This is a genomic window from Thermosyntropha lipolytica DSM 11003 (assembly GCF_900129805.1).
In the GTDB taxonomy this organism is placed as follows: Bacteria; Bacillota; Syntrophomonadia; order Syntrophomonadales; family Syntrophomonadaceae; genus Thermosyntropha; species Thermosyntropha lipolytica.
In genome coordinates, this window is record NZ_FQWY01000019.1 from 1 (window position 1) to 26591 (window position 26591).

Here is a 26591-nt window from a genome sequence, read left to right on the forward strand (position 1 = left end):
GCAATGCTTATGGTTATAGGAATTTTTCCAGATTTCGTAATCGTATACTGCATTGCTGTTCGTAAAAAGAATTATGCCTCTACCTATAGAGAGGAAAACCAGCTAATTAAGCCTGGGCTCCGTTTTTAATTGGGTTAAAGGTTTTATTTTCCTGTTTCAAAACCAGGCCGCAAAAATATAGTATCCATTGCTTACTTTCGGGAAAGCATTTTACAAAGTGTTCACTAATTGTATTTACAACATGGCAGATAGTACAAAAGAGGTAGCAGGTATTTGACCACTAACACCTGCTACCCCAACTATTGACAAAGAACCAAATAAAAAAGCGGGATTTTAAAAAATTCCCGCCTATGACTTACGATATTTACAAATTTTGTATTATTTGCTTTTTTATTTTCTGCGCAAAAAAGGAGGGATTTCTAAATCCGCCTTATCCAGAAGAGAAGCTGAAGTGTCTATCAACCTGGTCCTTTCTTTAGCCACTTCTTTCGATATATTACTTATATTTTGCGACCGGGAAGTATTAAATCCCGTAGCAATTACCGTTACCCTTACTTCGTCCTGTAAGCTCTCATCTATATTGGCACCAAAAATAATGTTAGCCTCTACATCAGCAGCTGCATGAATAATTTCCGCCGCTTCATTAATTTCATATAAAGTAAGATCATGACCACCGGTTATATTAAAAAGTACTCCTTTAGCCCCATCAATAGAAGTTTCCAGAAGAGGACTGGAAATAGCCATTCTGGCGGCTTCCGCTGCTCTATTTTCACCTGAAGCTCTGCCTATTCCCATTAAAGCAGAACCAGTATTCTTCATAATTGTCTGTACATCTGCAAAGTCACAATTAATAATACCTGGCACAGCAATCAGGTCAGATATCCCCTGTACTCCTTGTCGTAAAATATCATCGGCAATTTTGAAAGCATCATTAAAAGCAGTATGTTTATCAACTACCTGCAAAAGCCTGTCATTAGGTATAGTTATAAGGCTGTCTACCTCTTCCCGCAAAGCCTGAATTCCTTTTTCCGCCTGGGCACTACGCTTTCTTCCTTCAAAAGTAAAAGGTTTAGTTACTACCCCTACAGTTAAAGCCCCCAACTCTCTAGCAATCTTGGCAATAACTGGAGCCCCCCCGGTACCGGTTCCTCCTCCCATGCCAGCAGTTACAAAAACCATATCAGCTCCTTGTAATGCCCTCTTTATCTCATCGGCACTCTCTTCAGCTGCTTTCATACCTATCTCAGGATTAGCTCCCGCTCCCAAACCTTTAGTCAATTTTTCTCCTATTTGAATCTTCTTATCAGCCTTGGAGAGGAATAAAGCCTGAGCATCAGTATTAACCGCAATAAATTCTACTCCTTTCAATCCGGCTTCTATCATGCGGTTTATGGCATTATTACCTCCACCACCAACACCTATTACCTTGATATTAGCAAACTGCTGCATCTCAACATCAAATTCTAATGGCATTTAAATACCTCCTCTGCCCTCAACTAAATAAATCTTTGCAAAAATAACCCAGCTTATCGAAAAACTTATAAAACCCTTGATTATTATGCCCAGGAACACATGCCCTGCCCTTAGCAGCACAGACTACCGCCCCAATAACGGCAGCATTTTGGGGAAGGGCAAAATCATTAGTTATCCCTCTTATACTATTAGGGACGCCTATACGTACAGGTACCCCAAAATACTCCTCCATAACCTGTACCATTCCGGGAAGCATAACTTCGCCACCTACTACCACTATTCCTCCCGGCATGCGGGAAAGACATCCAAAACTTATAAGCCTATCCCGTATCATTTCCATCATTTCCAAAACCCGGGCCTGAATTATTTCCGCCACCATACGGGCAGAAACTTCTCTTGTCTGATTACCTTGTATATTCTTTATTTTTATCGTTATCCCTTCTTTTACTAAAAAAGGACTAGCTACTCCATAATGTTCTTTTATGCGCAAAGCTTCTCCCAGAGATGTTTTAAGCACTATTGCTATATCCCGGGTTATATATTCTCCTCCTATAGGCAAAACAGCCGTACAGGCCAGGCTTCCTCTTTCAAAAAAGCTCACTTCGGTAGTTCCCGCACCTATATCAACAAGAACTACCCCTATTTCTTTTTCTGTAGGCAGAAGTACTGCTTCTGCAGCCAATAGAGCATTATAAAAACATTTTTCTATCTGTAAATTTATACGCTCAGCACTTCGGTACAAATTCTGTACGGCAGCAGCTTTAGCTACAATAACAGCCACTTCTGCTTCCAGCCGGCTTCCCATCATCCCTACCGGATCTCTAACCCCTTCATATCCATCAACTATATATTGCCTTTCTACTCTTTGTAATATGATTTTATCCGGGGGCAGAGGTATATTTTGCGCTGATTTTAAAACCCTCTCCCTATCCTCAGGAAGTATTTCATTCCCTGGATTACCTACAGCAATAACTGCCCTGTTATTTATGGAAAATATATCAGCCCCGGAAAAACCTACTACCGCCTGGCCAACTTCTAATCCAGTAAGCCTTTCCAGTTCACCCAGACAGCCCGCTATAGCCTGGGCAGTATTTTCAATATCTATTACATTTCCCTTACGCAAGCCAGAAGAAAAAACCTGGCTCACCCCTAAAATATTAATCTCTTTCCCAGATATAAACTCCCCTAAAGCTGCCTTGATAGTGCTGGTACCTATATCTAACCCTACAGCTAAACCTCTCCTCTTAATAACCATCCGCCCCTTTTTAGTACTCTTAATTACAAATACCACAAAAAGGCGGATTTTCCTTTTTATTACTTATAATTTTATTTAGTATTTTTTCAGGAGATATCGACGAATAATTCCCAGGTTCTGGAATAAGCGCACTCCAAAAACGACAACTGCCGCCAGATAAAGCTCTACTCCCAGCTTATCTCCCAAATAAGCAAGTCCAGCTGCCAGCAGGGCATTAACTATAAAACCGCTGATAAAAATTAAATTGTCAAAAGTATCCTCCATATATGCCCTAATACCGCCAAAAACCGAGTCTAACGCAGCCAGTACGGCGATGGACATATATTTAGCATAAATAGCCGGAAGCAGCGGCATTTGAAAACCTATTATAATTCCAAGTAACAAACAAAAAACCGCCAATAACCACATATCACTTATTCCGCCTTTTCTTTATATTCTACCGGTGTACTATATTCGAACTTAAGCTTGCCATTATAAGCAGGAATCGTTACTTTGTTGACTTTCTGTACATTTACCTGTACTCCCCATACTTTAAGCATTTCTACTACTCCTCCTCTTATCATAAGTCCACTTTCCAGCATATCCGGATTGCCTATGGCTCTTATTTCAAAAGGGGGAGAGATCTTATTCCAGTTAACTAAAATCATGGTTCCCGCACATCTTATTTCCGTCATAGCGGTTATTCTTTCTCCATTTATTGATATCGCTTCCGCTCCGGAAGCTTTAAGCTCATTAACCACCATCAGTAAATCGGTATCATGAATTAATAAATCATTAGGGTTTTCACCAGGCTGAAGAAGGCGTTTACTGTCATCAAGAGTAACTATTATCCCCGGTCCTTCTAAAGGAAGCATACAGGCTGCCATACTAACCTTCCTCAATTCTTCTTGCAAATCAGCCATGGCTTTATCCTGATCACGGACATTTTTTAATTTTTCTCTTAGTTCTAAAACTTCCTCAGCCAGAGCATCCCTTTCTTCCGTTACTGCATTAAGCCTCTGGGACAGTTCATTGATACGGGAAGGAAGCAAAGATTGCTGGTAACTTTGCGTAGTCTTAAATTGTATAGCCAGCATAATTCCTAAAACCAAGCATACCGAAGCTATCGATATCCAGGTTGCCTTATTGTTATTTTCCATAATCATCACCTGCTTTTAATCCTTGGTTTTTACTACCGGTTGTCCCTTAAAACGCAGATCAACATATTCTATAGCCTCATTTCCCTTATTATTAAATTCTTCTTCTAATTTTAAAACCTTTTCTAATAATTCCATCTTCTCTTCCAGCCTATCATCCGAACCAAATTTTACTTCCGTTCCCAGCGAAGTATATATAACTACTTCTTTTTTACTATTTATATAGTGAAAATCTGATAATCTCCTCTTCATGTCAGGAGTCAACCTGCTCCAGATCTGGTACATCATTTTCATCCCTGCCGGCTGCACTGCCTGGCCTAAATTTATTTTCGCCGGCATTTTTTCCATAGTTATAATCGGGTAATCACCTGCGGGAAAATTAGGCCTGCGGTCTATACATACACCTTCTTCATCTACACAAAGTATAACATCATTGTAAGGTATTACTGCCCATATAGTGCGTTCCTCTACCCTTATTTCAATACTACGGGGAAGGTGCCTTATAACCTGTGCCTTTTTAATCATAGGATGCAGTTCAATAGCCTTAGAACACAGTCGGTTATCTACTTCAAATATATTAATTCCCGGGAATATATCAGCTATCTCTAAAATTTCTTCTTCCGAAACTTCCTTATTTCCTGTTACATATATCCTTTCTACATTAAAAAAAGAACTGTGCAAAAAAAGATAAAGACATATCAGGGTTATTATGCTTAAAAGGCAAGCAGTTATAACCTTGCGCATAAGCTTATAATCTCTCCTATAACGCTAACTGAAACGATTATAGCAAATATTTGTCATAAAATCATTACAATTATTGATACAAAAAAAAGCTTGAGATAATCTCTCAAACTTATTTTTATCTTCTTTCTATATCGGCTCCTAAATTTTTCAATTTTACATGTAAATTTTCATAACCGCGATCGATGTGGTAAACCTGTTCAATTTCTGATTCTCCCGCAGCCGCCAAAGCTGCCAAAACCAGTGCAGCTCCTGCTCTAAGATCTGTAGCCTGAACTAAGGCCCCTTGCAGATTTTTCTTACCTTTAATTATGGCCACCCGCCCCTCAACCTTTATATCAGCCCCCATTCTCCGCAATTCTTGCACATGCATAAATCGATTTTCAAAAATAGTTTCTACTACCACACTGGTTCCTTTTACGGTTGCTAATAATGCAGTTATCTGCGGCTGCATATCCGTAGGGAATCCTGGATAAGGCATAGTTTTTATATCGGTAGCGCGCAAATTTTTATTCCCTGTTACCCTTAATCCCATACTGCAAGGGAATATCTCGGTCCCCATCTCCTTTAGCTTGGCTATAACCGGCTGAACATGTTCTATTATCACATTTTCTATATATATTTCCCCCCTAGTTATAGCTGCTGCTACCATGAAAGTTCCTGCTTCTATACGATCAGGAATTACCGTATGCTGAACTCCTCCTAAATAATCTACCCCTTCAATTCTTATCGTATCTAATCCCGCACCTCGTATCCTGGCTCCCATACAGTTAAGAAAATTTTGTAAATCTACTATTTCAGGTTCTCTGGCCGCATTACGAATTATAGTTATCCCAGGAGTCATGCTGGCTGCCATCATAATATTTTCCGTGGCACCTACACTAGGGAAATCCAGTAAAATTTCCGTTCCTTTTATATGGTTAGCTTTACCCTCCATATAACCTGCTTCTTCATTTATTTCGTAACCCAGGCTAACAAATCCCTTTACATGCAGATCCATAGGCCTGCTACCTATCGCACATCCTCCAGGATAGGCTACCTTGGCTTCTTTAAAGCGTCCCAATAACGCTCCCATGACCAGATTGGAAGCTCTCATTTTACGAGAAATACTTTCCGGCAGCTCACATTTAGATACACTCTTACCATCAATGATCAAAACATCTTTTTCCCTTTGCACTCTAGCCCCCAGAATCCTTAAAGCTTCGGCCATGACATTTATATCTTCTAAATCAGGTACTCCGGTTAATATCACTTCTTCATTAGCCATTATACTGGCTGCCATTATAGGAAGAGTAGAATTCTTAGAACCGCTTATTTTAACTTTACCTTTAAGCGGCTTCATATTACCCCGGATTATCAACCTGCTCAAAAAAACACCTCCGCTAGGATATACCCTTAACCGCCAGGCTTTCAAGTTCACTTAGAAACTCCTCGCCTATTTTCCAAACATCTCCTGCCCCTATGGTAAGAACCAAATCACCGGCTCTAGTATTTTCCAACAAATATTTTTTTATCCTTTTAAAAGAATCAAGATATACTGCATTACAGCCTGTTCCTAAAGCAGCTTCATATACCAGCTTGCCATCAACTCCTGGAATAGGTTTTTCCGATGCTGCATATACTTCAGTAAAAATAGCTAAATCACAAGCGGAAAAAGCTTCTCCCAGCTCGCGCCACAGTTTATAGGTTCGGGAATAACGGTGGGGCTGAAATATAGCTATTACTCTCTCCCGCTTTAAATTCTGGGCTGCCGCCAGGGTTGCTCTTATTTCGGTAGGATGATGAGCATAGTCGTCAACCACCATAATGCCAAATTTTTCACCTTTAATCTGAAAACGCCTTTTGGCTCCACTAAATTTTTTGATCTCTTCTCTTGCTTTTGCAAAATCCATACCTAGTTCTAAAGCTACCGCTATAGCAGCTATAGCATTCAAAGCATTATGCTTGCCGGGAACAGATAGTTCCACCTGTCCCAAATATACATCTTTGCGGTAAGCCTCAAAAACAGAACCTAGCTCTTTAGGGTGCCAATTTTTTATATAATAGTCATGGTTACTATTTTCCCCGTAAGTTATAGTACGAACCGAAATATCATGTTTAATATCTGCTATATATTTATCTTCACCACAAATAACAGCAAATCCCTCGGGCCTTACTTGATTAATAAACTGCACAAAAGCCTTCTTTATATTATCGATTGACCCATAAAAATCTAAGTGATCATCTTCAATATTCGTAACTACGGCAACATAAGGAAAAATTTCTAAAAAAGAAGCATCACTCTCATCGGCTTCGACTACAAAATAATCACTATTTCCCAGCCTGGCATTTATATGTCCATCTTGCAACTCTCCTCCTACTATAAAAGTAGGTTCTATACCACATCCCCGCAAAACCCAATAAATCATAGAAGTAGTTGTAGTTTTGCCATGGGCTCCAGCTACGGCTATACCTTTCTTATTGTTTACCATACAGGCCAGCATCTGTCCCCGCTTTAAAACCGGAATATTTCTTTTTAAAGCTAAATTTACCTCGGGATTATCTTCAGGTATAGCTGAAGAAACTACGAGAAGATCAACCCCCTCCTTCAGGTTAGAAGAAGAATGTCCCTCATAAACTTCTATTCCCATTTCTCTGAGTCTTTGGGCGGTACCATTTATCTGGAGATCTGATCCGGTAACCTTAAATCCCTGCTCAAAAAGTATTCTAGCTATACCACTCATTCCTGCTCCAGCTATGCCTACCATATGAATCCAATGCCCTGGTATTGTGGCCATTCTTTCATCTCCTTCTCCTTGCAGGTTACACTCTATATTATGCATAACTAATAAAAGTGGTTACAAAATGATAACAGCCTTAAAATCAGCCATTAATAATAGTTTCTACAATATCTTTTAAAGCATATGGCCTGGCTTCTTTAAGCAAATTAGCACGCATTTCAGCTAAAAGATAGGGATTATTTCGCAGGTATTCAATTTTATTATAAAGAGTATCTCCATCTAAATATTCATCAATAACCATGTCGGCAGCTTTTTTTTCCTTAAGCGCCCGGGCATTTTTTTCTTGATGTCCTTCTGCTGCATAAGGATAAGGTATCAATATAGCAGGAAGTCCCAAAACCGCCAGTTCACATAAAGTACTGGCTCCGGCGCGACAAACTGCCAAACTGGATACGGCTAAAGCCTCCTCAATATTATACATATAAGGAAATAACCTGAGGGTTAATTTCATTTTACCAGTATCAATACTCATGGCCAGTTTTTCTTTTATCTCTTCATAACCTGTATAACCGGTTATCCATATTATCTGCATATCTTCATTATTCTGGTATCTTCGAACTACCTCCAGCATAGCCTTATTTATGCTCATAGCTCCCCGGCTGCCGCCGAAAGCTATCAGAGTAAACTTGTCCTTCAGCTCCAAATGCTTAAGAGCCTCTTCTCGCTTCACTTCCATTATTTCCCGTCTCACAGGAAGACCGGTTACTTTAATCTTCTTGCCTGATAAATATTTTCTCGTCTCTTCAAAAGTAAGAAAAATACAATCTACCCGGGAAGCCAGCTTACGGTTAGCCAAACCGGGGAACACATTTTGCTCGTGTATCATAGTCTTACAATTAAAAAAAGTACCCGCCAGAACCACGGGAAAAGAAACATATCCTCCGGTTCCGAGTACTACATCAGGTTTAAATTCTTTTATTATATTAAAAGCCTGCCAAAAACTTTTGGGAACCTTGAGCAAAGACCGGGAAGCCCTCAAAAGAGAAGAACGATCTATGCCCGATATATCAACAGCGTAAAAAGGATAACCTTCCTTACTTACAATATCCTTTTCCATCCCTTTTTCTGTACCTACATAAAGTATTTGGGCCTCAGGAATAATCCTTTTTACCTCTTTAGCGATAGCTAAAGCAGGATAAATATGGCCTCCTGTACCGCCACCGCTTACTATAAGCCTCATAACTATATTTTCCTCCTATCTTATCGAACTATATCGCGATATATTGAGTAAAATACCTGCTCCTATCAGGGTAAAAAGAAGTGAGGAACCTCCATAACTTATAAAAGGCAAAGTTATACCTGTAACTGGCAAAGCCCCACAAACTACACCTATATTTATAGCCGCCTGAAAAACTATCATGGTCGTTATACCTGTTGCCAGTAAACTGCTAAAATTATCCGGAGCATTTATGGCAATTTTAAATCCTCTCCAGGCCAGGAGAATAAAAAGAGCAATAACCAGAAAAACTCCTATAAACCCTAACTCTTCCCCCAGGATAGCAAAAATAAAGTCGGTATGTTGTTCAGGCAGATAAAAAAATTTTTGCCTGCTGCGTCCTAACCCCATACCGAATAAGCCACCTGATCCCAAGGCATATAAAGATTGTACCGTCTGAAATCCTTCATCACGGGCATATTTCCAGGGATTAAGGAAAGCAATGAACCTTTCCATGCGATAGGGAGCAACAGCAATCGCCCCCATTATGGCCAGCATCCCGGCTGCAGCTATTCCCACCAGGTGATTCCATCTGGCTCCAGCTGCCAGCAACATAAAAAACACCGTACCGGCCAGAGCAAAAGAGGTTCCTAAATCAGGCTGCATCATTATAAGTCCACAAACCAGCCCTAATACTACCAGATAAGGTAAAATTCCGGTGGTAAAAGATTTAATATTATCTAAATTTACCTCCAGGTTGCGGGCCATAAACATAACCATTCCCAACTTGGCAAGCTCGGAAGGAGTAAAAGAAAGAAAACCTACCCCCAGCCAGCGGCTGGAACCTTTGGCCGTTATGCCTAGCGGCGTAAGCACTAAAATCAGGCATACTAAAGCCAAAGCAGCTACCAGATAAGCTAGAGCCTTAATCTTTTTTAAATCTACTCTCATGATTATCATCATTATTACCAGCCCTATGCCGGCCCATATCAATTGCCGTTTAAAATAATAGTAAGCATCTCCATATTTGACATTGGACGTGACAGAGCTGGCACTAAAAACCATAATAAGTCCTATGCTCAAAAGAGCTAAAATCGTAACAAAAAGGACAAAATCAGGTGGCCCTTTTTTCAGCCTCATTAAACCCCCCCTGCCATAAGGATGGTCAATTTTTAATTTCCAGCTCTCTTACTGCCGAGCAAAAACAATCGCCCCGGTGCTCATAACTCTCAAACATATCCCAGCTAGCACAGGCAGGTGATAACAAAACCACATCACCTTCCCTGGCTAATTCCTTGGCTTTTAAAACTGCCTCTTTTAAACCTGTAACTTCATATATATCGCTAAATCCTGCCTTTATAACCGCCCTCTTTATTTCCTCTTTAGCTTCTCCTAAGAGTATGAGGCTTTTGGCCTTTTTCTTCACCACCTGGGCCAGTTCGTCAAAGCGAGATCCTTTATTCCGGCCTCCAGCAATAAGTATTACCGGGTTATCATAAGCCTCCAGAGCCTTTATAGCCGATTCAGGATTAGTAGCTTTGGAATCATTTACATAAAGAACCCCTTCTATATACCCTACCTCTTCCATGCGATGCCTTACCCCTCTAAAAGTGGTAAGGGTTTCCCTTATTACCTCCGGACTTACTCCCCCCAGATAAGCCATGGTACTGGCACATAAAACATTTTCCAGGTTATGTTTGCCTTTTAGCAAAATATCACTTGTAGAACATATCAGGTTTTCTTTGGCATTAAATCTGGCTATTATATTCCCTTCCTTTATAAACAAGCCTTCCTCCAGCTTATTCTGTATAGAAAAAAACACCACCTTAGCTTTGCTTTTCGCAGCCAAATTCCTTACCCGGTTATCATCATAATTTAGCACGGTAAAATCTCCCTTTTTTTGCCGGGCAAAAATTTTCGCTTTAGCTTCTACATAAGCATCAAAAGTCTTATGTCGGTCCAAATGGTCAGGGGTTATATTAAGAATTCCCGATATATGAGGCCTAAAATGTATAGCCGTTTCCAGCTGAAAACTGGAAACCTCCGCAGCTATAACCCCTTTTTCCAAGCGGTCAACAACGCTGGTAAGAGGTATACCTATATTGCCTGCTGCCCGGGCATTCCTGCCGCTTTTTTGCAAGATAGCCTCTAGCAGGGCTGTCGTAGTAGTCTTACCATTAGTTCCAGTTACTGCATATATCTCTACCGCCGGGGATTTTATATTATAGGCAAGTTCAAGCTCGCCAATAACCGGTATCCCCTCTTTATAAGCAGCCTGCACCGGCTCAATGGAAAGCGGTATACCCGGACTTATAACCAGTAAATCGAAACTATCGCTTTTAACCAGGGGATAGTTTCCTACCAGAACCTGTACTCCTTTATCTTCAAGTATGCGTGCTGCCTTCCCTATCTTATCCGACTTTCCTTCATCTGCCGCTGTAACCTTGGCACCTCTTTTAAGCAATACCTCAACTGCAGCCAGACCGCTTCTGGCCATACCCAGTACCAGAACTTTTTTACCTTTTAATTCTCCTATCATAATTTATATTCTCCTCGAAAGCAAAATAATATTTTAAAAACTAACCTATATAAAAATTACCTGCCCCCTTAAGAGCCAATAACCCTAATAAGGCAAATAAAACGGAAAGCAGCCAGAAAAAGCGGACCACCTTCTTTTCCGGCCAGCCTTGTAATTCAAAATGATGATGAAGAGGGCTCATAAGAAAAACCCTTTTTCCCGTAGTTTTAAAACATACTACCTGGATAATAACACTTAAAGCTTCAATTACATAAACTCCACCTATAATAATCAACACTATCTCCATTTTAGTAAAAGAAGCTACAGCAGCTACTGCTCCCCCCAAAGCCATAGATCCGGTATCACCCATAAAAATACGGGCTGGATGACGGTTAAAAACGAGAAATCCCGCACAAGCCCCCGCCAAAGCCAGGCAGAAAATAAGCAGCTCATAATGAGCGGTCATGATACTTATCAGGGATAAAGCTATAGCCACAAAAAAAGTAACTCCGGCAGCCAAGCCATCCAAACCATCGGTAAGATTTACCGCATTAGAAGTCCCCATTAACACTAATAGCAAAAAAGGTATATAAAGATAACCCAAATCAATAATCCCTATACGGGGAATTATAATCTCCGTTCCCCGGTTAAAATACCAGACCAAAAAAAAGCCGAAAATTATACCTACCAGTAGCTGTAAAACAAGTTTTTCTCTGGCTTTCAAACCTAGAGAACGCCTTAACACTACCTTTATGTAATCATCCCAAAACCCAATACCACCAAAAGCCAGCATAACCAGCATAGCTACCCAGGCTTCCGTGCTCCTTGGAGCCATAGCCAAAACAGCTACCATAACCGCAGTAATCATCATTATCCCCCCCATAGTAGGGGTACCTGCCTTAACATAATGGCTTTTAGGTCCTTCTTCTCTTATGCTCTGTCCCGCTTTCAAACGGGTAAGAAAAGGAATCATAAAAGGAGCCAGAACCAGAACAACTATAAAAGCTATAAGCCCCGCCAGCAATGAGCTTATTACATATTCCGCCATAAATACAACCTCCGTACCGCATACCTATTTATCTCGGTTCTCCATAAAATCTAAATATCTCTCCACCAATACTTCCATCTTCATTCCGCGGGAAGCTTTGAAAAGAACTGTATCCTCATTATCCAGATGGGCACATAAAAAAGAAAAAGCCTCTTCTTTATCGGCAAAACTATATACCTTATCAGGAGACATTCCCGCCTGCAAAGCCCCTTGGGCTATATATTTTCCCAGCTTTCCCACCGTAACCAAAATATCTACTCTGTTCTGGCTTGCCTTTTTCCCCACCTCAAGATGTCCCTCAATTTCATAGCTCCCCAGTTCATACATATCCCCCAGCACGGCCACCAGACGTCCTTTTTCCCGCAAGTTTTTACCTGTTTCTAATGCTGCTTCCATGGACAAAGGATTGGCATTATAGGTATCATCGATGATCTTTCCTCCCCAGCTCAAGTTTATAACCCGGAGCCGGTTATCCCCGGCTTCATAATGAGCCAAAGCCGATATGGCGTCATGCATATCTATTCCTAGCAGATGACAGGCAGCTACCCCTGCTACCACATTATATGCTAGTTTAGAAGCGGGCAGGGGGAAAAACATCTTATATACCTTTCCTCTCATATCGGCCACAATATTTATGCCCTTATTCTTACTTTCTACCTTTACAATCCGGAAATCACAATCATTATTATACCCAAAGGTGTATTTCCGACAAGAGTAATTAGCCGCTGTCTTTCTTAACAGCTGGTTATCTCCATTTATTAAAGCAAAACCATCAGGATCGATGTATTTTAATACTTCACACTTGGCTCTAGCTATATTTTCCATACTTCCTAAAGTTTCCAGGTGAACCGGCTCTACATTGGTAATTACTGCCGCATGTGGTTTTACCATATAAGATAAACGGTCAATTTCTCCCAATGCCCGCATGGCCAGTTCAATTACGGCTGCCTGATGATGGGCTTCCAGTTTAAAAAGGGTCAAAGGCACCCCAATATCATTATTAAAATTGCCTTCGGTTTTTAAAGTATTAAACCTTCTGGCTAAAAGAGAAGCAATTATCTCTTTGGTTGTAGTTTTACCTACACTGCCGGTAACAGCGATAACCGGTATTTTAAACCTCTCGCGGTAACTCTTGGCCAGCATCTGCAAAGCTTTGAGAGTATCAGCAACCTTGATAACCACCTTGCCGGCAGGTATTTCTCCCGGCACATCTCTATCAACTACTGCCGCATAAGCCCCTTTGGCAAAGGCTTCCAAAACAAAATCATGGCCGTCAAAGCGTTCTCCACGCAAAGCTATAAATAGACATTCATTGCCTATATCGCGCGAATCAGTACTTACACTGTATACATAACCGCTTTTTTCTCCCCATACCACTTTGCCCTCTATACTCCGGCATATGAAATCAATAGCCATTCTCATCTTTTCACTATCTCCTTTAAAAATTCTGCTGCTACCTTACGATCATCAAAATCTAAAACCTTATCCCCGATCAACTGATAAGTTTCATGCCCTTTACCAGCAATAACTACCATGTCTCCTGGTTTAGCCATATAAATGGCATGTCTTATAGCTTCCCTTCTATCAACAACTACGGCATAACGTGAACCTTCCACCTTTAAAAGACCGGGAATGATATCATCGATTATAGCTTTAGGGTCTTCACTACGCGGATTATCAGAAGTCACTATGCAGAAATCGCTGTACCTGGCTGCTATTTCCCCCATCAAAGGCCTTTTCGTTTTATCCCTGTCTCCTCCACAGCCAAAAACCGTTATAAGCCGCTGGGAAGTAAGCTCCTTAGCTGTTTTTAAAACATTTTCCAATCCATCTGGAGTATGAGCATAATCCACCACCACGGTAAAATCCTGGCCGCATTTTACCAGTTCAAATCTGCCCGCCACACTGGTGGTCTTAGCTAAAGCCTCTTTTATTATCTCTGGTTCTATTCCCTCTCTAAGAGCAAAAGCAATAGCCGCTAAAGCATTATAAACACTGAATAAGCCAATTAACTGCATATCAACTTTAAAGTCTATATCCTTATACTTAACCATAAAACTGGTACCTCTAGCACTTATATCAAGATTATACCCCTTTACCTGGGCATCATTCTCTATCCCATAAGTTATTACTTCCGCTTTAGTCCCTTTTATAAAGTCCCCGGCATATCTATCATCATTATTTATAACCGCAAAATTATTTTCTTTTTCTCCCAGCATGGAGAACAGTTTAAGTTTAGCATTTTTATAATTCTCCATATTTTGGTGATAATCCAGATGATCCTGAGTCAGGTTAGTAAAAAGGGCCACATTGTAATCTATTTCTTTAACCCGGTCTAAATCTAAAGCATGGGAAGAAACTTCCATTACCACATACTTGGCCTCTTTTTGCCGGCAAAGGCTCATAAATTCTTCAATTTCTAGAGCTTCCGGGGTGGTATGTCCCATTTCCTTTTTATAATCATCCACCCGTGCATAAAGGGTTCCTAAAATACCTGTTTTTAAAGAAGCCTGGGTAAGAATATTTTGTATAAGATGGGTCGTAGTAGTCTTGCCATTAGTGCCGGTAACCCCTATAACCCTCATAAAAGATGAAGGCCGGCCATAAAAGTTAGACGCTACTTTAGCCATAGCACTACGGGTGTTGCCCGTAAGTATATATGTTATATCAGCAGCTACCTCCCTTATCTCCTCAGCAAGTATAGCTACTGCTCCCCTTAAAAGAGCCTCAGAAATATAATTATGCCCATCAGCCTTAAATCCCCTGATACATATAAATAATGACCCGGGTTTAACCTTTCTTGAATCATAATAAACACCGGTTATCTCTTCATCCCCATTGCCCTTTATTATTTTATATTCTATCCCCTTTAAAACATCACCAAGTCGCATCTTTTCTCTCCTTTCCCGCCCATTTATTCACCAACAGGCTGAAACTTCACTTTGATAGTGGAACCAGCGGTAACAATTTTACCCGGTTCCGGTGATTGTTCATAAGCTAATCCATAACCTTCCGGCATAAGATGGAGACCTAAATCAGAAAGGATCTTGGCTACTTCACGCATAGACTTCCCTTCCAAATCTGGTACCGTAATCTCCCCTTCTCCCTTATCAGCAGGCAAGGAAGAAAGATAAACAATAATCTGGGTCCCTTTGTCAACCTTGGTTTGCGCTTTAGGTGCTTGTTTCCATACCACATTGCCGGTTCCTATCACCTTGGCATTAAGTCCCCGGGAAGTTATAATTCCAATCGCTTCCCCTAGAGGGAGATTAACTATATCTGGAACTACCACCTTCTCTATCCGGGCATTATTATCCTCTTCTGCCTTATATAAAGGAACTTCTAAATAACGCAGAGCATCTTTCATTATCTCCCGGAAAACAGGAGCTGCCACCCAGCCTCCATAATAAGGATAGCCTTGCGGAGCATCTACTACTACAATACAAGATAGGCGCGGATTATCTGCCGGAGCAAAACCAATAAATGATGCTACATATTCATTAGGTAGATAGCCTCCCGTAGGAGATATTTTTTGCGCCGTTCCTGTCTTACCTGCCACCTTGTAACCTTCTATATAAGCATTTTTACCAGTTCCATTCTGTACTACCCCTTCAAGTATTAAGCAAAGTTCCCGGGCCGTTTCCGGCGAAATAACCTTTCTTACTACTTTAGGTTCTACCTTTTTTATTACTTTACCATCTTTATCTATAATACTTTTAACCAGATGAGGCTGCATAAGATTACCCCCATTAGCTACGGCTGACACCGCGGTAATAAGCTGCAGAGGGGTAACAGCATTAGCCTGCCCTATGGACATAGTAGCCAAATCGATCTGCATAGCTCTTTCTCTTGGGACCAGTATACCTTTCGCTTCACCTGGCAGATCAATACCCGTAGGCTTGCCGAAACCAAAGTTATTTATATATTTATAATACCTGTCTAAGCCAATTTCTAATCCTACTTCCACAAAACCAACATTACATGAATTAGCTACTACTTCAGCAAAAGTCTGACTGCCATGGGCCTTGCGGTTGGAACAGCCAATCGTTTCCCTTCCTACTTTAACATAACCAGGACAGAAAAACTTTCGCTGGGGAGAAACTACACCTTCTTCTAAAGCCATAGCGGCGGTAATAATTTTCATCGTAGATCCTGGTTCATAAACATCATTTATAGCAAAATTACGCCGATTAGAAGAGGGATAATCATTATAATTATTAGGGTCAAAGGTTGGCCTTGAGGCCATAGCTAATATTTCCCCCGTATGCGGATCCATAACTATAACCGCTGCCGCTTTAGCTTTGCGCTCTTTAAAAACCTTATCCAGTTCCCTTTCTACAATGTATTGTATAGTCTCATCAATGGTCAATATAAGATTGGCTCCATCCTGAGGTGGAATATATTTATGAGTTGCTTCGGGTATGGGCCTGTTGGCAGCATCGTGCTCTATAATTATTCTTCCTTTCGTTCCTCCTACTAAATCATTGTAATAATAATCGATTCCTTCTAATCCTGTATTATCAATTCCTGATATCCCCAAAACATGACTGGCCAGGCTGCCCTTGGGATAAAACCTCCGGCTCTCCTCAGTAAAACCTATGCCCGGTAAATCCATCTCGCGAAGCTTTTTAGTAGTTTCAGGATCTACCTGCCTTTTTATCCAGACAAATGAAGTATTGCTGGTTATCCGGTTATAAACTTTTTCCTCATCCATAGCAAGCACCCGGGCCAGTTTATCAGCAATTTCCCTTTCCCGGTGCGAAGATTTCACCTCAGCAGGAATAGCATAAATCGAATCCACACTTACAGATATAGCCAGCTCGTGGCCATTGCGATCATAAATAATACCTCTCTTGGCCTCAACCGGTATATCACGCATACGGTTCTGCATAGCCTTTTCCGCAAGCTCGGCTCCTTTTACGAATTGCACCCAAAATATCCTTAAAAGGAGTAAAAAAAATACCAGTGTAAACAAGAAAAAAAGCGTAGCTATACGCTTTCTTACTACTAAGCTGGTAGATTTATCCATCATACCACTCCCATTTTATTTACCTGCTCTTATCAGCCAAAAAAACCAGGTTAGAATACAACTTATAAAGAGGCTTTTCCTCCTTTTCTCCCTTACCATCATTTTGTTCACTTAAAGCTATCCGTTCCGGAGCTTTAACCTGCACTTCTACCGGTAAAGCTGCCACAGTCATTCTTGCATCCGGTTTTATCATACCCAGCTCTTTGCTAGCTATCTTTTCTACCATCTCTAAAGAACAGCTATTCTCAGTTAAATATTGAATCCGCAAATTTTCATTTTCAATATTATGTATTTCTTTTTCTAACTCTACAATCTGATAACCTAATACGGCACTTTTTACACATAAATACACCAAAACAACTGCATACATGAAAAAAATCCCTATTATCTTGCAAAGCGTTTTTTTCTTTTGCGCCTTTAGGGAATTCGCTTTAGACGAATAGCAAGGCTTTTGGTAATAAGCTTCTTCCGTATTCGTTGCATAATCGGAATAATATTCATACTTATAGCCTGCCTGTATCAATTTTATTCTCCCCTCCTACTTTATAGAACTACAATTTTTCCGCTACCCTCAATTTGGCACTGCGTGCTCTTGGATTAAGGCTACACTCCTCATCACTTGGAACTACTGGTTTTCTGGTTACAATCTTTAACTGTGGCTTATGTCCACATACACATACGGGCATACCAGGCGGGCATAAACACTCCCTGGCTTCTCTCTGCATAAAATCTTTGACTATCCTGTCTTCCAGGGAATGAAAAGTTATTATGCAAAGCCTCCCCCCTGTTTTTAACAGCCTCACCGCCTGCGGTAAAACTTCGCGCAGAGCATCTAATTCTTTATTAACTGCTATACGCAAAGCCTGAAAAGTTCTGCGGGCGGGATGTTTTTCTTTTTTGTAAGCATAAGGAACCGCTTTTTTTATTACTTCTACCAGTTCCAAAGTAGTGTCTATACTTTTTATTTTTCTGCTGTTTACAATCGCTCTGGCAATCGAGCGGGCAAATCTTTCTTCCCCGTATTCATAGATAATCCTGGCTATCTCGGCTTCATCATAATTATTTACGATATCCCAGGCGCTTAAAGCTTCTTCCCGGTTCATTCTCATATCCAATCTCGCATCTTCATGAAAACTGAATCCGCGGGAGGGATCATCCAGCTGAAATGACGAAACACCCAAATCAAGCATTATACCATCAACTTTATCTATTCCGTATAAAAAAAGCCTTTCTTCCATAAAACGGAAATCAGCATGTATAAAGGTGATATTAGGATAAGGAAGCTTTTTTTTCGTCGCTTCCATAATATCTTTATCTTTATCAAAAGCAAAAACCCTGGCTGCGGGATCCAGTTCCTGCATAAGCCTTTGCAGATGTCCTCCGCCCCCTAAAGTACCATCAACATATACTCCTTTTCTATCCTTTACCAGGTTATTTATCGTTTCCTCTAAGAGCACTGGTTTGTGCATATCAACACTCCTAAATTCCTAAATCCACCATCTTCTCGGCTATATCTTCATAGGAAGCCTCTGCTTCTTTCGCATAGTTTACCCAGCTATCAGCTGCCCAAATCTCAATTCTTGTTCCTACCCCTATTATCACAATATCTTTTTCAATTTGGGCATAATCCCTTAAATTAGGAGGCAGAACTGTTCTTCCCTGCTTATCAAGTTCTAGCTCCGAAGCACCAGCGAAAAAAAAGCGCACAAAAGCTCTTACATCTGCTCTAGTAAGCGGAAGCTTTTTAAGCTTTTCTTCAATCTGTCTCCATTCGGCTAGAGGATAAAGAAATATACAGTTATCCAGCCCTTTGGTAGCAATAAACCTATCTCCCAGGCTTTCCCGGAATTTGGCCGGAATAGTAATCCTCCCTTTAGCATCCAAGGAATGCTGATACTCACCCAGAAACATATGTGCTCTCCTCTTATTTATTAAGGGATTCTGTTCCACTTTGCTCCACTTTACTCCACTTTATTCTACTCCCATCGGTAAATATCCTTTTTTTAAAAATAAAAAAAATTTAAGCTTATTTTATTAAATTCGACAAGAAAAAGCCTGTTTACCGGCTTTTAGGCCTTTAAATCCCGATTTAAGGAAAAATATTCCTTTAAAATTTATTAAAAAATTCTTTCTCAAGTCCTATTTTTGTAAAAACTAAAAAAGTATAAAAAAAACTTGCCGGAAAAAAGGTTACCGTCAAGTTCTCGATTATTATTTTCGCCTTTACCTTTTATTACACCAGGAATATAGAATTAGAATATATCCAGGGGCGATAACATCCTAAAATCATGTAATCTGCTTCTATTCTGTATACCCCTTTTTCTATACTTTTAAAGACATGTTTCCTGCCCTGGCTCACCGCTACCCTTTGCCCATTATGTATAAGCCTTACCCTGCTTTTATGGGGAGTAAAAACTTCTATCCACATTCCTTCCCGGTATTCTACTTCATCACCCATAGTCCAGGTCCTATCTTCATATTTAAGGTTAAAAGAGAATCCCCGGCTGTTTCGGCGATAATCATCAGCTACCCAGCTTCTGCCCTGGCGCAAAGCTTCATATATCTTCACTTTATCCTTCTTATAATCTCCTGTTAACTTCTCTTTTAGCAAAATATGCATGTTGACTGACCGAAAAGTTTTAAGATAAGAACCTACCATTACCGGAATAAATCCTAACCTGAACCTTATGTTGTGGGCATCAGAACCACCAAAGGCTGCCACCTTTTCTCCCTGCCCTTGCAAGAAATCAAGTTTCTTTAGAGCTTCTTTATCAGGGCCAGTTATACAAAACCGCGGCCAGAAAAGCAAAAAAATCGCCTTTAACCGGCTTTCTAAATTATCTTTCCAGCCAGAACAAAAATTCCATATTTCTATCCCCTGAAATCCCTTTACCTGCCACTGGTTCCAGGGAAAAGCTATCCCCCGGGCATAAAAAGGAGAACCTTTTTCAAAAGGATGGGCAATAATACCTATTCCCCCCTGTTCATTTACCTGGTCGATTACTTGCTGGGGGTTTAAAGTATTATTTTCTATTTCCTCCTTTATATTTAAAGCCAGATAATGACAGCAAGTATCGTTGATTTCCATACCTATCAAAACCAGCACTTTATTATAATAGCCTTCTTCACCCTTTTTAAAACCGCGCATATTTTCATGGTCAGTTATCACCACAAAATCAAGTCCGGCTCTTTGAGCCTTTTTGGCAATTTCAGCTACCGTTCCTGTACCATCCGAATAAACCGAATGTATATGGAGATTGCCCACATACTCATACAAAACTTTTCACCTCCATCTCCTTTAAACAAAAGAGGTTAAGAGTATTTTATACCCTTAACCTCCTGTTAAATCAACCCTGGTTATAGCTTTATTTTAGTAGCTGTAGGTGAAAGTAGCTTCAAAGGTAGCTTCTTTTTCTCCTAACATAGTTTTAACCTTGGCCGTACCATTTTTAATAATAATCTTGGTTACCCGGTTAGTCTTCTTATCTACGGTAATTTCCGCTGTGCCTTTGACCTCAGACCAGGTAGCCTTATCATTTACCTTGTTCAGCATATTAAGAAGTGAAGCCGGGGTATTTCCAGTTACAGTAATAACATATACATCGCCTTTGTCAGCAAAAGCAGCACCGGCTACTACCTTTAAAGCCTCTCCTTCCGGTCCATAAATCAGTTCCGAATAAGGACAGAGAGGAGCATTAACATCACTCTGGCCTAAAGGACCTGCATCACCCTTGATATTAGCATTTGCCTTGCCATCAGCAGCAATAGAAGCGGTAGCTTCCGCCCCAACTTTAACCATGCCGGCTACCAATCCGGAAATGCTTATCTTGGCATTTACCGGAGCAAAAGCTTTTACGATAGCCTTGGCAGCATCATCAGCACTGGCAATAGCAGGAGCTTCCTCTTTAGGTTCTTCTTTAGGCTGTTCTGGCTGCGGCTCCGGCTTCGGTTCCGGTTTAGGTTCTTCAACTACTACCGGAGCTTCTCCGATTATAACTGTCTTTGTACTTTTATCCCAGTCTATTTTTACTCCCAGAGCTTCCGCCAGGGGACGGGCAGGCAGATAGGTGCGTCCTTCATAAACAATAGGACTTAAATTCTTACCATCAATCTGAGGAGTCCATGCTTTTCCGTTCAGCATAAATTTAAAATCATGAGCCAGAGTAGCCTGAATCACCTGGGAAGTAGAACCGGCTACTGCCCCAGCTGTAAAGGCCAACAGCATCATAATAGCCACCATGACTATCCATCTTTTTTTCATATCAACAACCTCCCCCTTTTATTTTTAGGCACTTTCCTGAACTCCAGCCTGGAAAGCCTGTTTGGGCGGCCGCCCAAGGGCCAGCAGTATAATCAAGGCTACTACCACAGCTCCTGCTCCATATTTAACCGCATTGGCCTGTTTGCTGATTTCTGGAGTCTGGAATACATAGGCTACACTTCCTTCAGCTCCTTCTGGCTTGCCGAGGAATGTATCAGCCTCTTTTGCTTTCTGAGCCAGAGCATCAGCAATAGCTCCTACCGAAGCAAAAGTTTTCATACCTTCATAGATAGCCTCTTTTGCCTGTCCGGCTCCACTGCCGATTTGTCCTGTTCCTTCTTTAATCTTAGCCATACCCGGCAGTGCTTTTTCTTCAATACCTGCCTGCATAGCAGCCAGAGCATAAAGGAGCGTATTGGGATTGCCGCTGGCATCGACTGACTTAACCGGATTTCCATTCTTATCAACATTACCCAGCCCTGCTACCATAAGACCCAGACCAGCATCTACTTTCCCCAAGCTGTTTGATAACATAGTAGTTCCCAGTTCCAAAGCACTTACACTGGCCGGAAAATCTACGGTTCCGCTGGAAGTTATCATCTGACCGCCATCGCGGAAAACCCCGACATTGTGATTTATAGCCATAAGTTTAGGTTCAATAGCCTCAGTTATTACTTTTTCGGCCGGAGTTCCTGCTACCGCAGTTTTAAGGTAATTCACATCATTGTACAGACTGGTAGAAAGCGAAGGAGTCTGCCCCTGGTCAGCAGGTGTTCCTATAACCCCCTGCAGGACGGTCAATACCATTTTTTGCGCACCTAAAGCAGGGATAAATTTTTCATCAACTGTCTTCTTTATAAGTCCTATAGCATCTTTAGCCCCGGGAGTATTACCTTTGGCATCAGTTCCTTTAAAGGCATCATAGCTTGCAGCATCAAAAGCTGGATTGGAAAGGCCAAAACGAAGCATCTTTACCTTGCCAATCAAGGTTCCCAGTCCACTACTTATCTGGTTTAACCCCTGTTCTACGGCATTAAGCCCATAAAGCAGAGTAGCCTCTTTATCTTCCGCTCCTACCCCGCTCTGGATTTTGTCAAAGCCGTCATAGAGCATAGATAAGCTATTTTGTACCTGAGAAAGAGAATCTACTTCCGAAGTTGTGGGAAGTACGGGTATAACTGCAATCTTAAAGCTGGGAAGCTCAATATCCTTGCCATCGGCTTCCAGAACGATATACTGTTTAGCCGGATACTTGGGAGGAATAAGGGGTACCGTCCAGCTTACCACCGTATTGTCTTTGATGTTTACTACTACCCCTCCCGGAGATTCTCCAGCTTTTCCAGGGGCCTGTACATTGGCGAATTTTTTGTTGCTGAATTCCCAGCCGGAAAGAGAAACAACATAGGGTGTATAAATTTCGGCTTCTTTCTGTACCAGATTGCCTTTAGAATCAGTAAATTCCAGTACCTTCTTTTCCCCCGTCTTATTCTCAAAAGTAGCCACAATCTTTAAATGTCCGCTTTTGCCGGCTATATCAGATGGCTTAACTTTTTTACCATCCAGGTAGTATTCAATCTCAACACTTACCGGCATTTTTATTTTCGCTATTTCTTCTTTCTTTACGGAAGCTAAATAATAAATATCTTCATAAGGTTTATCTCCAGCTACTGCTGCTGATACTTTTATTTTTCCATTCTGTTCGCTTATCGCTTCCTTGCTATAAAGATTGCGCAGACTGGAAACTTTATATCCGGCATTATCTTCGATTACATACTGACCTTTACCAAAAACCCGAATATGATTTAACACTTTTATATCCTGGATTTGTCCATTATCACCTAGCTGAGTTATAACTAATTCATTATCTATTACCTTGGATGGGGTTTGGCCTAAAGCTACCTGAGCAGGCATAAATACCAGGCAAAAAACTAGCAGCATAGCCAAACCAGTATACCATTTTTTGTGTTTGAGCAATTCTCTTCCCTCCTTCCCCTATTTATTCACAGCCATAGCAATCTTGATAACCAGAAGAGACAGCACCAGGCCTATGAGCAAAGATACGCTTACTCCCACGGCAGCCGGCAATGCCTGATGGGCAAGTTGCGAGGCATCAGCCATATAAAGCGGGAAAACAGCAGCATGGTATCCTGCCCAGCCGATGAACATAGCATCAATGCGCAATCCAGTTGCCGACAGTAAAACGAGTATAAATACGGCAATCCCTGATACTAGAGCTACATAGGCTATGTTGTCCGGAGGCAGCGGGAACTTGGCAGCCAGAATTATTATACCTGCCATGGCTATGATTACCCCGATCAACATGGCAACAGCGGTCTTGAAATAATCACCAAAAGGACCGATTACAGCAAACATAGCCATAGAGAGGGCAGCTATATAAAAAGCACTGGCCCCTACTGCTTCCTGGAAATACACGAATATGGCGAATAATACGGCAACCAGAAGGCCCAAACTCAGAGCTTGTTTCATCTTTTCACCTCCTTTGTTATAATTTTTTGAAAATTGTTGCAAAAAGAGTGGGGAAAATGCTGTGAAGAAATGATGCATACAGGCAAGAAACAAGCTAGAAATCAGATAAAGCAGAATCAGTAGCCACGATAGGTGAAAAACGATTTGCCGTGAATGAGGAATGATATCTAGAAGAATTATATGAGTAAAAAACTGGTATGATTACTTACATGCAGGCAAAAGATCAAGAAATCTTTTGCCTGCATTGGAATCCAGATTAAAGCTGATAAAGCCTGGTTTCATCCAGAAATTTTATCCCGCGCTCGATAAAAGCCTTGCGCGCCTTTTCAATATCTTCGACCTTAAAAATCACCAAGGCATCGTTTTCTGAAGTGCCTAAAAAGGCATAGAGATATTCGATATTGAGATTTTCCTCCGACATCTGCTCTAAAACCGAAGCCAAACCTCCCGGCGCATCAGGCACCTGTACAGCAATTACTTCAGTTTCACTTACAGTAAAGCCTGCTTCTTTCAATACCTTATAAGCTTTATCGGGGTCAGATACGATAAGCCGCAGAATACCAAAATCAGAAGTATCAGCAATAGAAAGGGCACGAATATTTATACCTGCATCGCCTAAAACCCTGGTTACATGAGCAAGCCTTCCTGCTTTATTTTCCAGAAAAACTGATATCTGTTTCGCCATCTATATCCCTCCTTTAGAATTTGCGTTTATCAATAACCCTCTTGGCTTTGCCTTCACTGCGCTCTATAGACTTGGGTTCTACCAATCTCACTTTAACACTTACCCCCAGGGCACTTTCCAGTTCTCTTCTTATATGGGCACCTAGTTCTTCTAATTTTCTTACTTCATCACTGAATACCTTTTCCGAAACTTCTACCTGCACTTCTAATTCATCCAGATTGCCTTTGCGGTCAACCACCAGCAAATAATGCGGTTCTACGCCGGGTATGTTAAGCAGCACGCTTTCTACCATGGAAGGGAAAACATTTACTCCCCGTATGATGACCATATCATCAGAACGCCCCAGAACCTTTTGCATGCGGACATGGGTCCTTCCGCACGGGCAGGGTGTGCGGTCAAGAGTTGTCAAATCCCGGGTCCGGTACCTTATTATAGGCAATGCCTCTTTGGTAATCGCAGTTATAACCAGTTCTCCCTGTTCCCCCTCGGGCAAAACCTCTCCCGTTTCCGGATCTATGATCTCGGCAATAAAATGGTCTTCGGCAATATGTAAGCCATTCTTGTATTTGCACTCCACAGCTACTCCCGGGCCTATTATTTCACTCAAGCCATATATGTCATAAGCATCTATCTTAAGGTTATTTTCAATTTCCCGCCGCATATTTTCTGACCAGGGCTCAGCTCCAAATATGCCTGCCTTAAGTTTTAAGTCAGCTGGATCTACTCCCATTTCCTGCATAACTTCATACATGAAAAGGGCATAAGACGGAGTACAGGTTAAAATAGTAGTGCCAAAATCCTGCATAAGCATAATCTGCCTCTTGGTATTTCCTCCTGAGCTCGGAATAACCGAAGCCCCGATCCTCTCTGCTCCATAGTGTACGCCCAGGCCGCCTGTAAAAAGACCATATCCATAAGCATTTTGTATCACAGAATGTCTGGTAGCCCCAGCACTTACCAGAGCTCTGGCCATAAGCTCTGCCCATATGTCGATATCTTTTTTGGTATAGCCTACTACCGTCGGTTTGCCAGTAGTCCCTGAAGAAGAATGTATTCGGACTACTTCACTCATGGGAACAGCAAATAGTCCAAAAGGATAATTATCCCTCAGATCCTGTTTAGTAGTAAAAGGAAGTTTTTTAAGATCATCCAGGGTTTTTATATCATCTGGTTTAATACCTGCCGCATCCATTTTCTTTTGATAAGCTGGCACAAAAGCATAAACCCGATAAACCGTTTCTTTAAGCCTTCTTAACTGCAGTTCCCTCAGCTGTTCGATCGGCATACATTCCTTTTCCTGATCCCAGTAAATCAAAATATTCGACCTCCTTATTTATTTTCCTTCTGGATTTTTAAATAATTGCAAAAATTATTTATAGGGCAAAGATTGCAAATCGGATTATTTTTTTTGCAATAATTAGCACCTAAAGCTACCAGTAAGGCATGATATTCATTGTAAAGCTCTACCTCGGAGGGCAAGAATCTATGCATCAATTCCTGCATCATATCATAGCTTGTATTCTGGTCTACTATTCCCAGGCGGGAAAATATTCTTATCGTATAAGCATCGATGACAAATACCGGCTTTTCCCCGGCATAAAGCAGAATAGAGTCAGCAGTTTCCTTGCCTATCCCCCACAAAGAAAGCAATTCCCCTCTCAGGTTTTTCGTTTCCTGGCTAAACATCAGCTCGAGATTTCCCCCGTATCTTTCCTTCACATAACCGGCCAGATTTTTAAGCTTTCTGGCTTTTTGCCTGTGATACAGAGCAGGTTTTATAAGCTCAGCTATTTTTCCCTCCTCGGCTCTACACATTGCTTCTAGCTCTAAAAGGCCTGCCCGTTTTAAGTTTAAAATAGCCTTTTCTACATTCTTCCAGGCCACCGCCTGGGTCAAAACAGCACCCACCATTATTTCCCATGTACTTTCCCCCGGCCACCATCCCCGGGGTCCAAAATGAGCCAATAGCATTTCATATATTTGATAAAAAAACTCACTATCTGCCAGCAAAGCCCTGACATC

Annotated in this window: 24 protein-coding genes; all 24 read right to left on the bottom strand. The window is 41.1% G+C overall.

The window, feature by feature from the left end; translation table 11 throughout:
* Positions 1 to 390: 390 nt before the first annotated feature.
* Positions 391 to 1473 (bottom strand): cell division protein FtsZ, encoded by a 1083-nt coding sequence (gene ftsZ, locus BUB92_RS06535; protein ID WP_073091834.1) that lies wholly within the window; start codon positions 1471 to 1473, stop codon positions 391 to 393.
* A 19-nt stretch (positions 1474 to 1492) separates the two neighbouring features.
* Entirely contained in the window at positions 1493 to 2728 is a 1236-nt protein-coding gene (gene ftsA, locus BUB92_RS06540; RefSeq protein WP_073091905.1) for a cell division protein FtsA, read from the bottom strand.
* Positions 2729 to 2803: 75 nt separating this feature from the next.
* A complete protein-coding gene (locus BUB92_RS06545; protein WP_073091837.1) occupies positions 2804 to 3136 on the bottom strand; it encodes a small basic family protein in 333 nt (110 codons plus the stop codon).
* Positions 3137 to 3141: 5 nt separating this feature from the next.
* On the bottom strand, positions 3142 to 3867 hold the full coding sequence (locus BUB92_RS06550; protein WP_084728377.1) for a DUF881 domain-containing protein: 726 nt from the start codon (positions 3865 to 3867) through the stop codon (positions 3142 to 3144).
* 15 nt (positions 3868 to 3882) lie between these two features.
* Positions 3883 to 4608 (bottom strand): cell division protein FtsQ/DivIB, encoded by a 726-nt coding sequence (locus tag BUB92_RS06555; RefSeq protein ID WP_073091842.1) that lies wholly within the window; start codon positions 4606 to 4608, stop codon positions 3883 to 3885.
* A 115-nt stretch (positions 4609 to 4723) separates the two neighbouring features.
* Positions 4724 to 5974, bottom strand: coding sequence for a UDP-N-acetylglucosamine 1-carboxyvinyltransferase (gene murA / locus BUB92_RS06560; RefSeq protein WP_073091908.1), 1251 nt, complete (start codon positions 5972 to 5974; stop codon positions 4724 to 4726).
* A 13-nt stretch (positions 5975 to 5987) separates the two neighbouring features.
* Complete coding sequence (gene murC, locus BUB92_RS06565; RefSeq protein ID WP_073091844.1) at positions 5988 to 7382, bottom strand: UDP-N-acetylmuramate--L-alanine ligase; 1395 nt, start codon at positions 7380 to 7382, stop codon at positions 5988 to 5990.
* A gap of 85 nt (positions 7383 to 7467) precedes the next feature.
* On the bottom strand, positions 7468 to 8565 hold the full coding sequence (gene murG, locus BUB92_RS06570; RefSeq protein WP_073091847.1) for an undecaprenyldiphospho-muramoylpentapeptide beta-N-acetylglucosaminyltransferase: 1098 nt from the start codon (positions 8563 to 8565) through the stop codon (positions 7468 to 7470).
* A 15-nt stretch (positions 8566 to 8580) separates the two neighbouring features.
* Entirely contained in the window at positions 8581 to 9681 is a 1101-nt protein-coding gene (gene ftsW / locus BUB92_RS06575; RefSeq protein ID WP_073091849.1) for a putative lipid II flippase FtsW, read from the bottom strand.
* A gap of 25 nt (positions 9682 to 9706) precedes the next feature.
* Complete coding sequence (gene murD, locus BUB92_RS06580; protein ID WP_073091851.1) at positions 9707 to 11080, bottom strand: UDP-N-acetylmuramoyl-L-alanine--D-glutamate ligase; 1374 nt, start codon at positions 11078 to 11080, stop codon at positions 9707 to 9709.
* A 40-nt stretch (positions 11081 to 11120) separates the two neighbouring features.
* Positions 11121 to 12107 carry a phospho-N-acetylmuramoyl-pentapeptide-transferase gene (gene mraY, locus BUB92_RS06585; RefSeq protein ID WP_073091854.1) on the bottom strand — a complete coding sequence of 329 codons (987 nt, stop codon included), beginning with the start codon at positions 12105 to 12107 and terminating at the stop codon, positions 11121 to 11123.
* Between the two features lie 24 nt (positions 12108 to 12131).
* A complete protein-coding gene (locus BUB92_RS06590) occupies positions 12132 to 13529 on the bottom strand; it encodes a UDP-N-acetylmuramoyl-tripeptide--D-alanyl-D-alanine ligase (RefSeq protein WP_084728378.1) in 1398 nt (465 codons plus the stop codon).
* A complete protein-coding gene (locus BUB92_RS06595) occupies positions 13526 to 14998 on the bottom strand; it encodes a UDP-N-acetylmuramoyl-L-alanyl-D-glutamate--2,6-diaminopimelate ligase (RefSeq protein ID WP_073091856.1) in 1473 nt (490 codons plus the stop codon). The genes BUB92_RS06590 and BUB92_RS06595 overlap by 4 nt, the downstream gene beginning before the upstream one ends.
* Positions 14999 to 15021: 23 nt before the next feature.
* Positions 15022 to 17136 carry a stage V sporulation protein D gene (locus tag BUB92_RS06600; RefSeq protein WP_073091858.1) on the bottom strand — a complete coding sequence of 705 codons (2115 nt, stop codon included), beginning with the start codon at positions 17134 to 17136 and terminating at the stop codon, positions 15022 to 15024.
* 19 nt (positions 17137 to 17155) lie between these two features.
* Entirely contained in the window at positions 17156 to 17659 is a 504-nt protein-coding gene (locus BUB92_RS06605) for a hypothetical protein (RefSeq protein ID WP_073091861.1), read from the bottom strand.
* 28 nt (positions 17660 to 17687) lie between these two features.
* Positions 17688 to 18605: a 16S rRNA (cytosine(1402)-N(4))-methyltransferase RsmH gene (gene rsmH / locus BUB92_RS06610; RefSeq protein ID WP_073091863.1), complete on the bottom strand. Its 918-nt coding sequence runs from the start codon at positions 18603 to 18605 to the stop codon at positions 17688 to 17690.
* 10 nt (positions 18606 to 18615) lie between these two features.
* A complete protein-coding gene (gene mraZ, locus BUB92_RS06615; RefSeq protein WP_073091865.1) occupies positions 18616 to 19047 on the bottom strand; it encodes a division/cell wall cluster transcriptional repressor MraZ in 432 nt (143 codons plus the stop codon).
* A 322-nt stretch (positions 19048 to 19369) separates the two neighbouring features.
* Complete coding sequence (locus BUB92_RS06620) at positions 19370 to 20413, bottom strand: PHP domain-containing protein (protein WP_073091868.1); 1044 nt, start codon at positions 20411 to 20413, stop codon at positions 19370 to 19372.
* Positions 20414 to 20506: 93 nt separating this feature from the next.
* Complete coding sequence (locus BUB92_RS06625; protein WP_073091870.1) at positions 20507 to 21397, bottom strand: copper amine oxidase N-terminal domain-containing protein; 891 nt, start codon at positions 21395 to 21397, stop codon at positions 20507 to 20509.
* Between the two features lie 24 nt (positions 21398 to 21421).
* The gene (locus BUB92_RS06630) at positions 21422 to 23371 is read right to left on the bottom strand and encodes a hypothetical protein (RefSeq protein ID WP_073091872.1); all 1950 of its coding nucleotides are present in this window, start codon (positions 23369 to 23371) and stop codon (positions 21422 to 21424) included.
* Between the two features lie 18 nt (positions 23372 to 23389).
* The gene (locus tag BUB92_RS06635; RefSeq protein WP_073091875.1) at positions 23390 to 23884 is read right to left on the bottom strand and encodes a hypothetical protein; all 495 of its coding nucleotides are present in this window, start codon (positions 23882 to 23884) and stop codon (positions 23390 to 23392) included.
* 256 nt (positions 23885 to 24140) lie between these two features.
* Positions 24141 to 24569, bottom strand: a complete 429-nt coding sequence (locus BUB92_RS06640; RefSeq protein ID WP_073091877.1) for an ACT domain-containing protein — start codon at positions 24567 to 24569, stop codon at positions 24141 to 24143.
* Positions 24570 to 24582: 13 nt separating this feature from the next.
* Complete coding sequence (locus BUB92_RS06645) at positions 24583 to 25881, bottom strand: phenylacetate--CoA ligase (RefSeq protein WP_143156884.1); 1299 nt, start codon at positions 25879 to 25881, stop codon at positions 24583 to 24585.
* 17 nt (positions 25882 to 25898) lie between these two features.
* Entirely contained in the window at positions 25899 to 26579 is a 681-nt protein-coding gene (locus tag BUB92_RS06650; protein ID WP_242939014.1) for an endonuclease III domain-containing protein, read from the bottom strand.
* Between the last annotated feature and the right edge of the window lie 12 nt (positions 26580 to 26591).

Bases quoted from the DNA above. Each gene is read 5' to 3' on its own strand.
- ftsZ (WP_073091834.1), bottom strand. From the start codon at position 1,473: ATGCCATTAGAATTTGATGTTGAGATGCAGCAGTTTGCTAATATCAAG.
- ftsA (WP_073091905.1), bottom strand. From the start codon at position 2,728: ATGGTTATTAAGAGGAGAGGTTTAGCTGTAGGGTTAGATATAGGTACC.
- BUB92_RS06545 (WP_073091837.1), bottom strand. From the start codon at position 3,136: ATGTGGTTATTGGCGGTTTTTTGTTTGTTACTTGGAATTATAATAGGT.
- BUB92_RS06550 (WP_084728377.1), bottom strand. From the start codon at position 3,867: ATGGAAAATAACAATAAGGCAACCTGGATATCGATAGCTTCGGTATGC.
- BUB92_RS06555 (WP_073091842.1), bottom strand. From the start codon at position 4,608: ATGCGCAAGGTTATAACTGCTTGCCTTTTAAGCATAATAACCCTGATA.
- murC (WP_073091844.1), bottom strand. From the start codon at position 7,382: ATGGCCACAATACCAGGGCATTGGATTCATATGGTAGGCATAGCTGGA.
- murG (WP_073091847.1), bottom strand. From the start codon at position 8,565: ATGAGGCTTATAGTAAGCGGTGGCGGTACAGGAGGCCATATTTATCCT.
- ftsW (WP_073091849.1), bottom strand. From the start codon at position 9,681: ATGAGGCTGAAAAAAGGGCCACCTGATTTTGTCCTTTTTGTTACGATT.
- murD (WP_073091851.1), bottom strand. From the start codon at position 11,080: ATGATAGGAGAATTAAAAGGTAAAAAAGTTCTGGTACTGGGTATGGCC.
- mraY (WP_073091854.1), bottom strand. From the start codon at position 12,107: ATGGCGGAATATGTAATAAGCTCATTGCTGGCGGGGCTTATAGCTTTT.
- BUB92_RS06590 (WP_084728378.1), bottom strand. From the start codon at position 13,529: ATGAGAATGGCTATTGATTTCATATGCCGGAGTATAGAGGGCAAAGTG.
- BUB92_RS06595 (WP_073091856.1), bottom strand. From the start codon at position 14,998: ATGCGACTTGGTGATGTTTTAAAGGGGATAGAATATAAAATAATAAAG.
- BUB92_RS06600 (WP_073091858.1), bottom strand. From the start codon at position 17,136: ATGGATAAATCTACCAGCTTAGTAGTAAGAAAGCGTATAGCTACGCTT.
- rsmH (WP_073091863.1), bottom strand. From the start codon at position 18,605: ATGCACAAACCAGTGCTCTTAGAGGAAACGATAAATAACCTGGTAAAG.
- mraZ (WP_073091865.1), bottom strand. From the start codon at position 19,047: ATGTTTCTGGGTGAGTATCAGCATTCCTTGGATGCTAAAGGGAGGATT.
- BUB92_RS06625 (WP_073091870.1), bottom strand. From the start codon at position 21,397: ATGAAAAAAAGATGGATAGTCATGGTGGCTATTATGATGCTGTTGGCC.
- BUB92_RS06635 (WP_073091875.1), bottom strand. From the start codon at position 23,884: ATGAAACAAGCTCTGAGTTTGGGCCTTCTGGTTGCCGTATTATTCGCC.
- BUB92_RS06640 (WP_073091877.1), bottom strand. From the start codon at position 24,569: ATGGCGAAACAGATATCAGTTTTTCTGGAAAATAAAGCAGGAAGGCTT.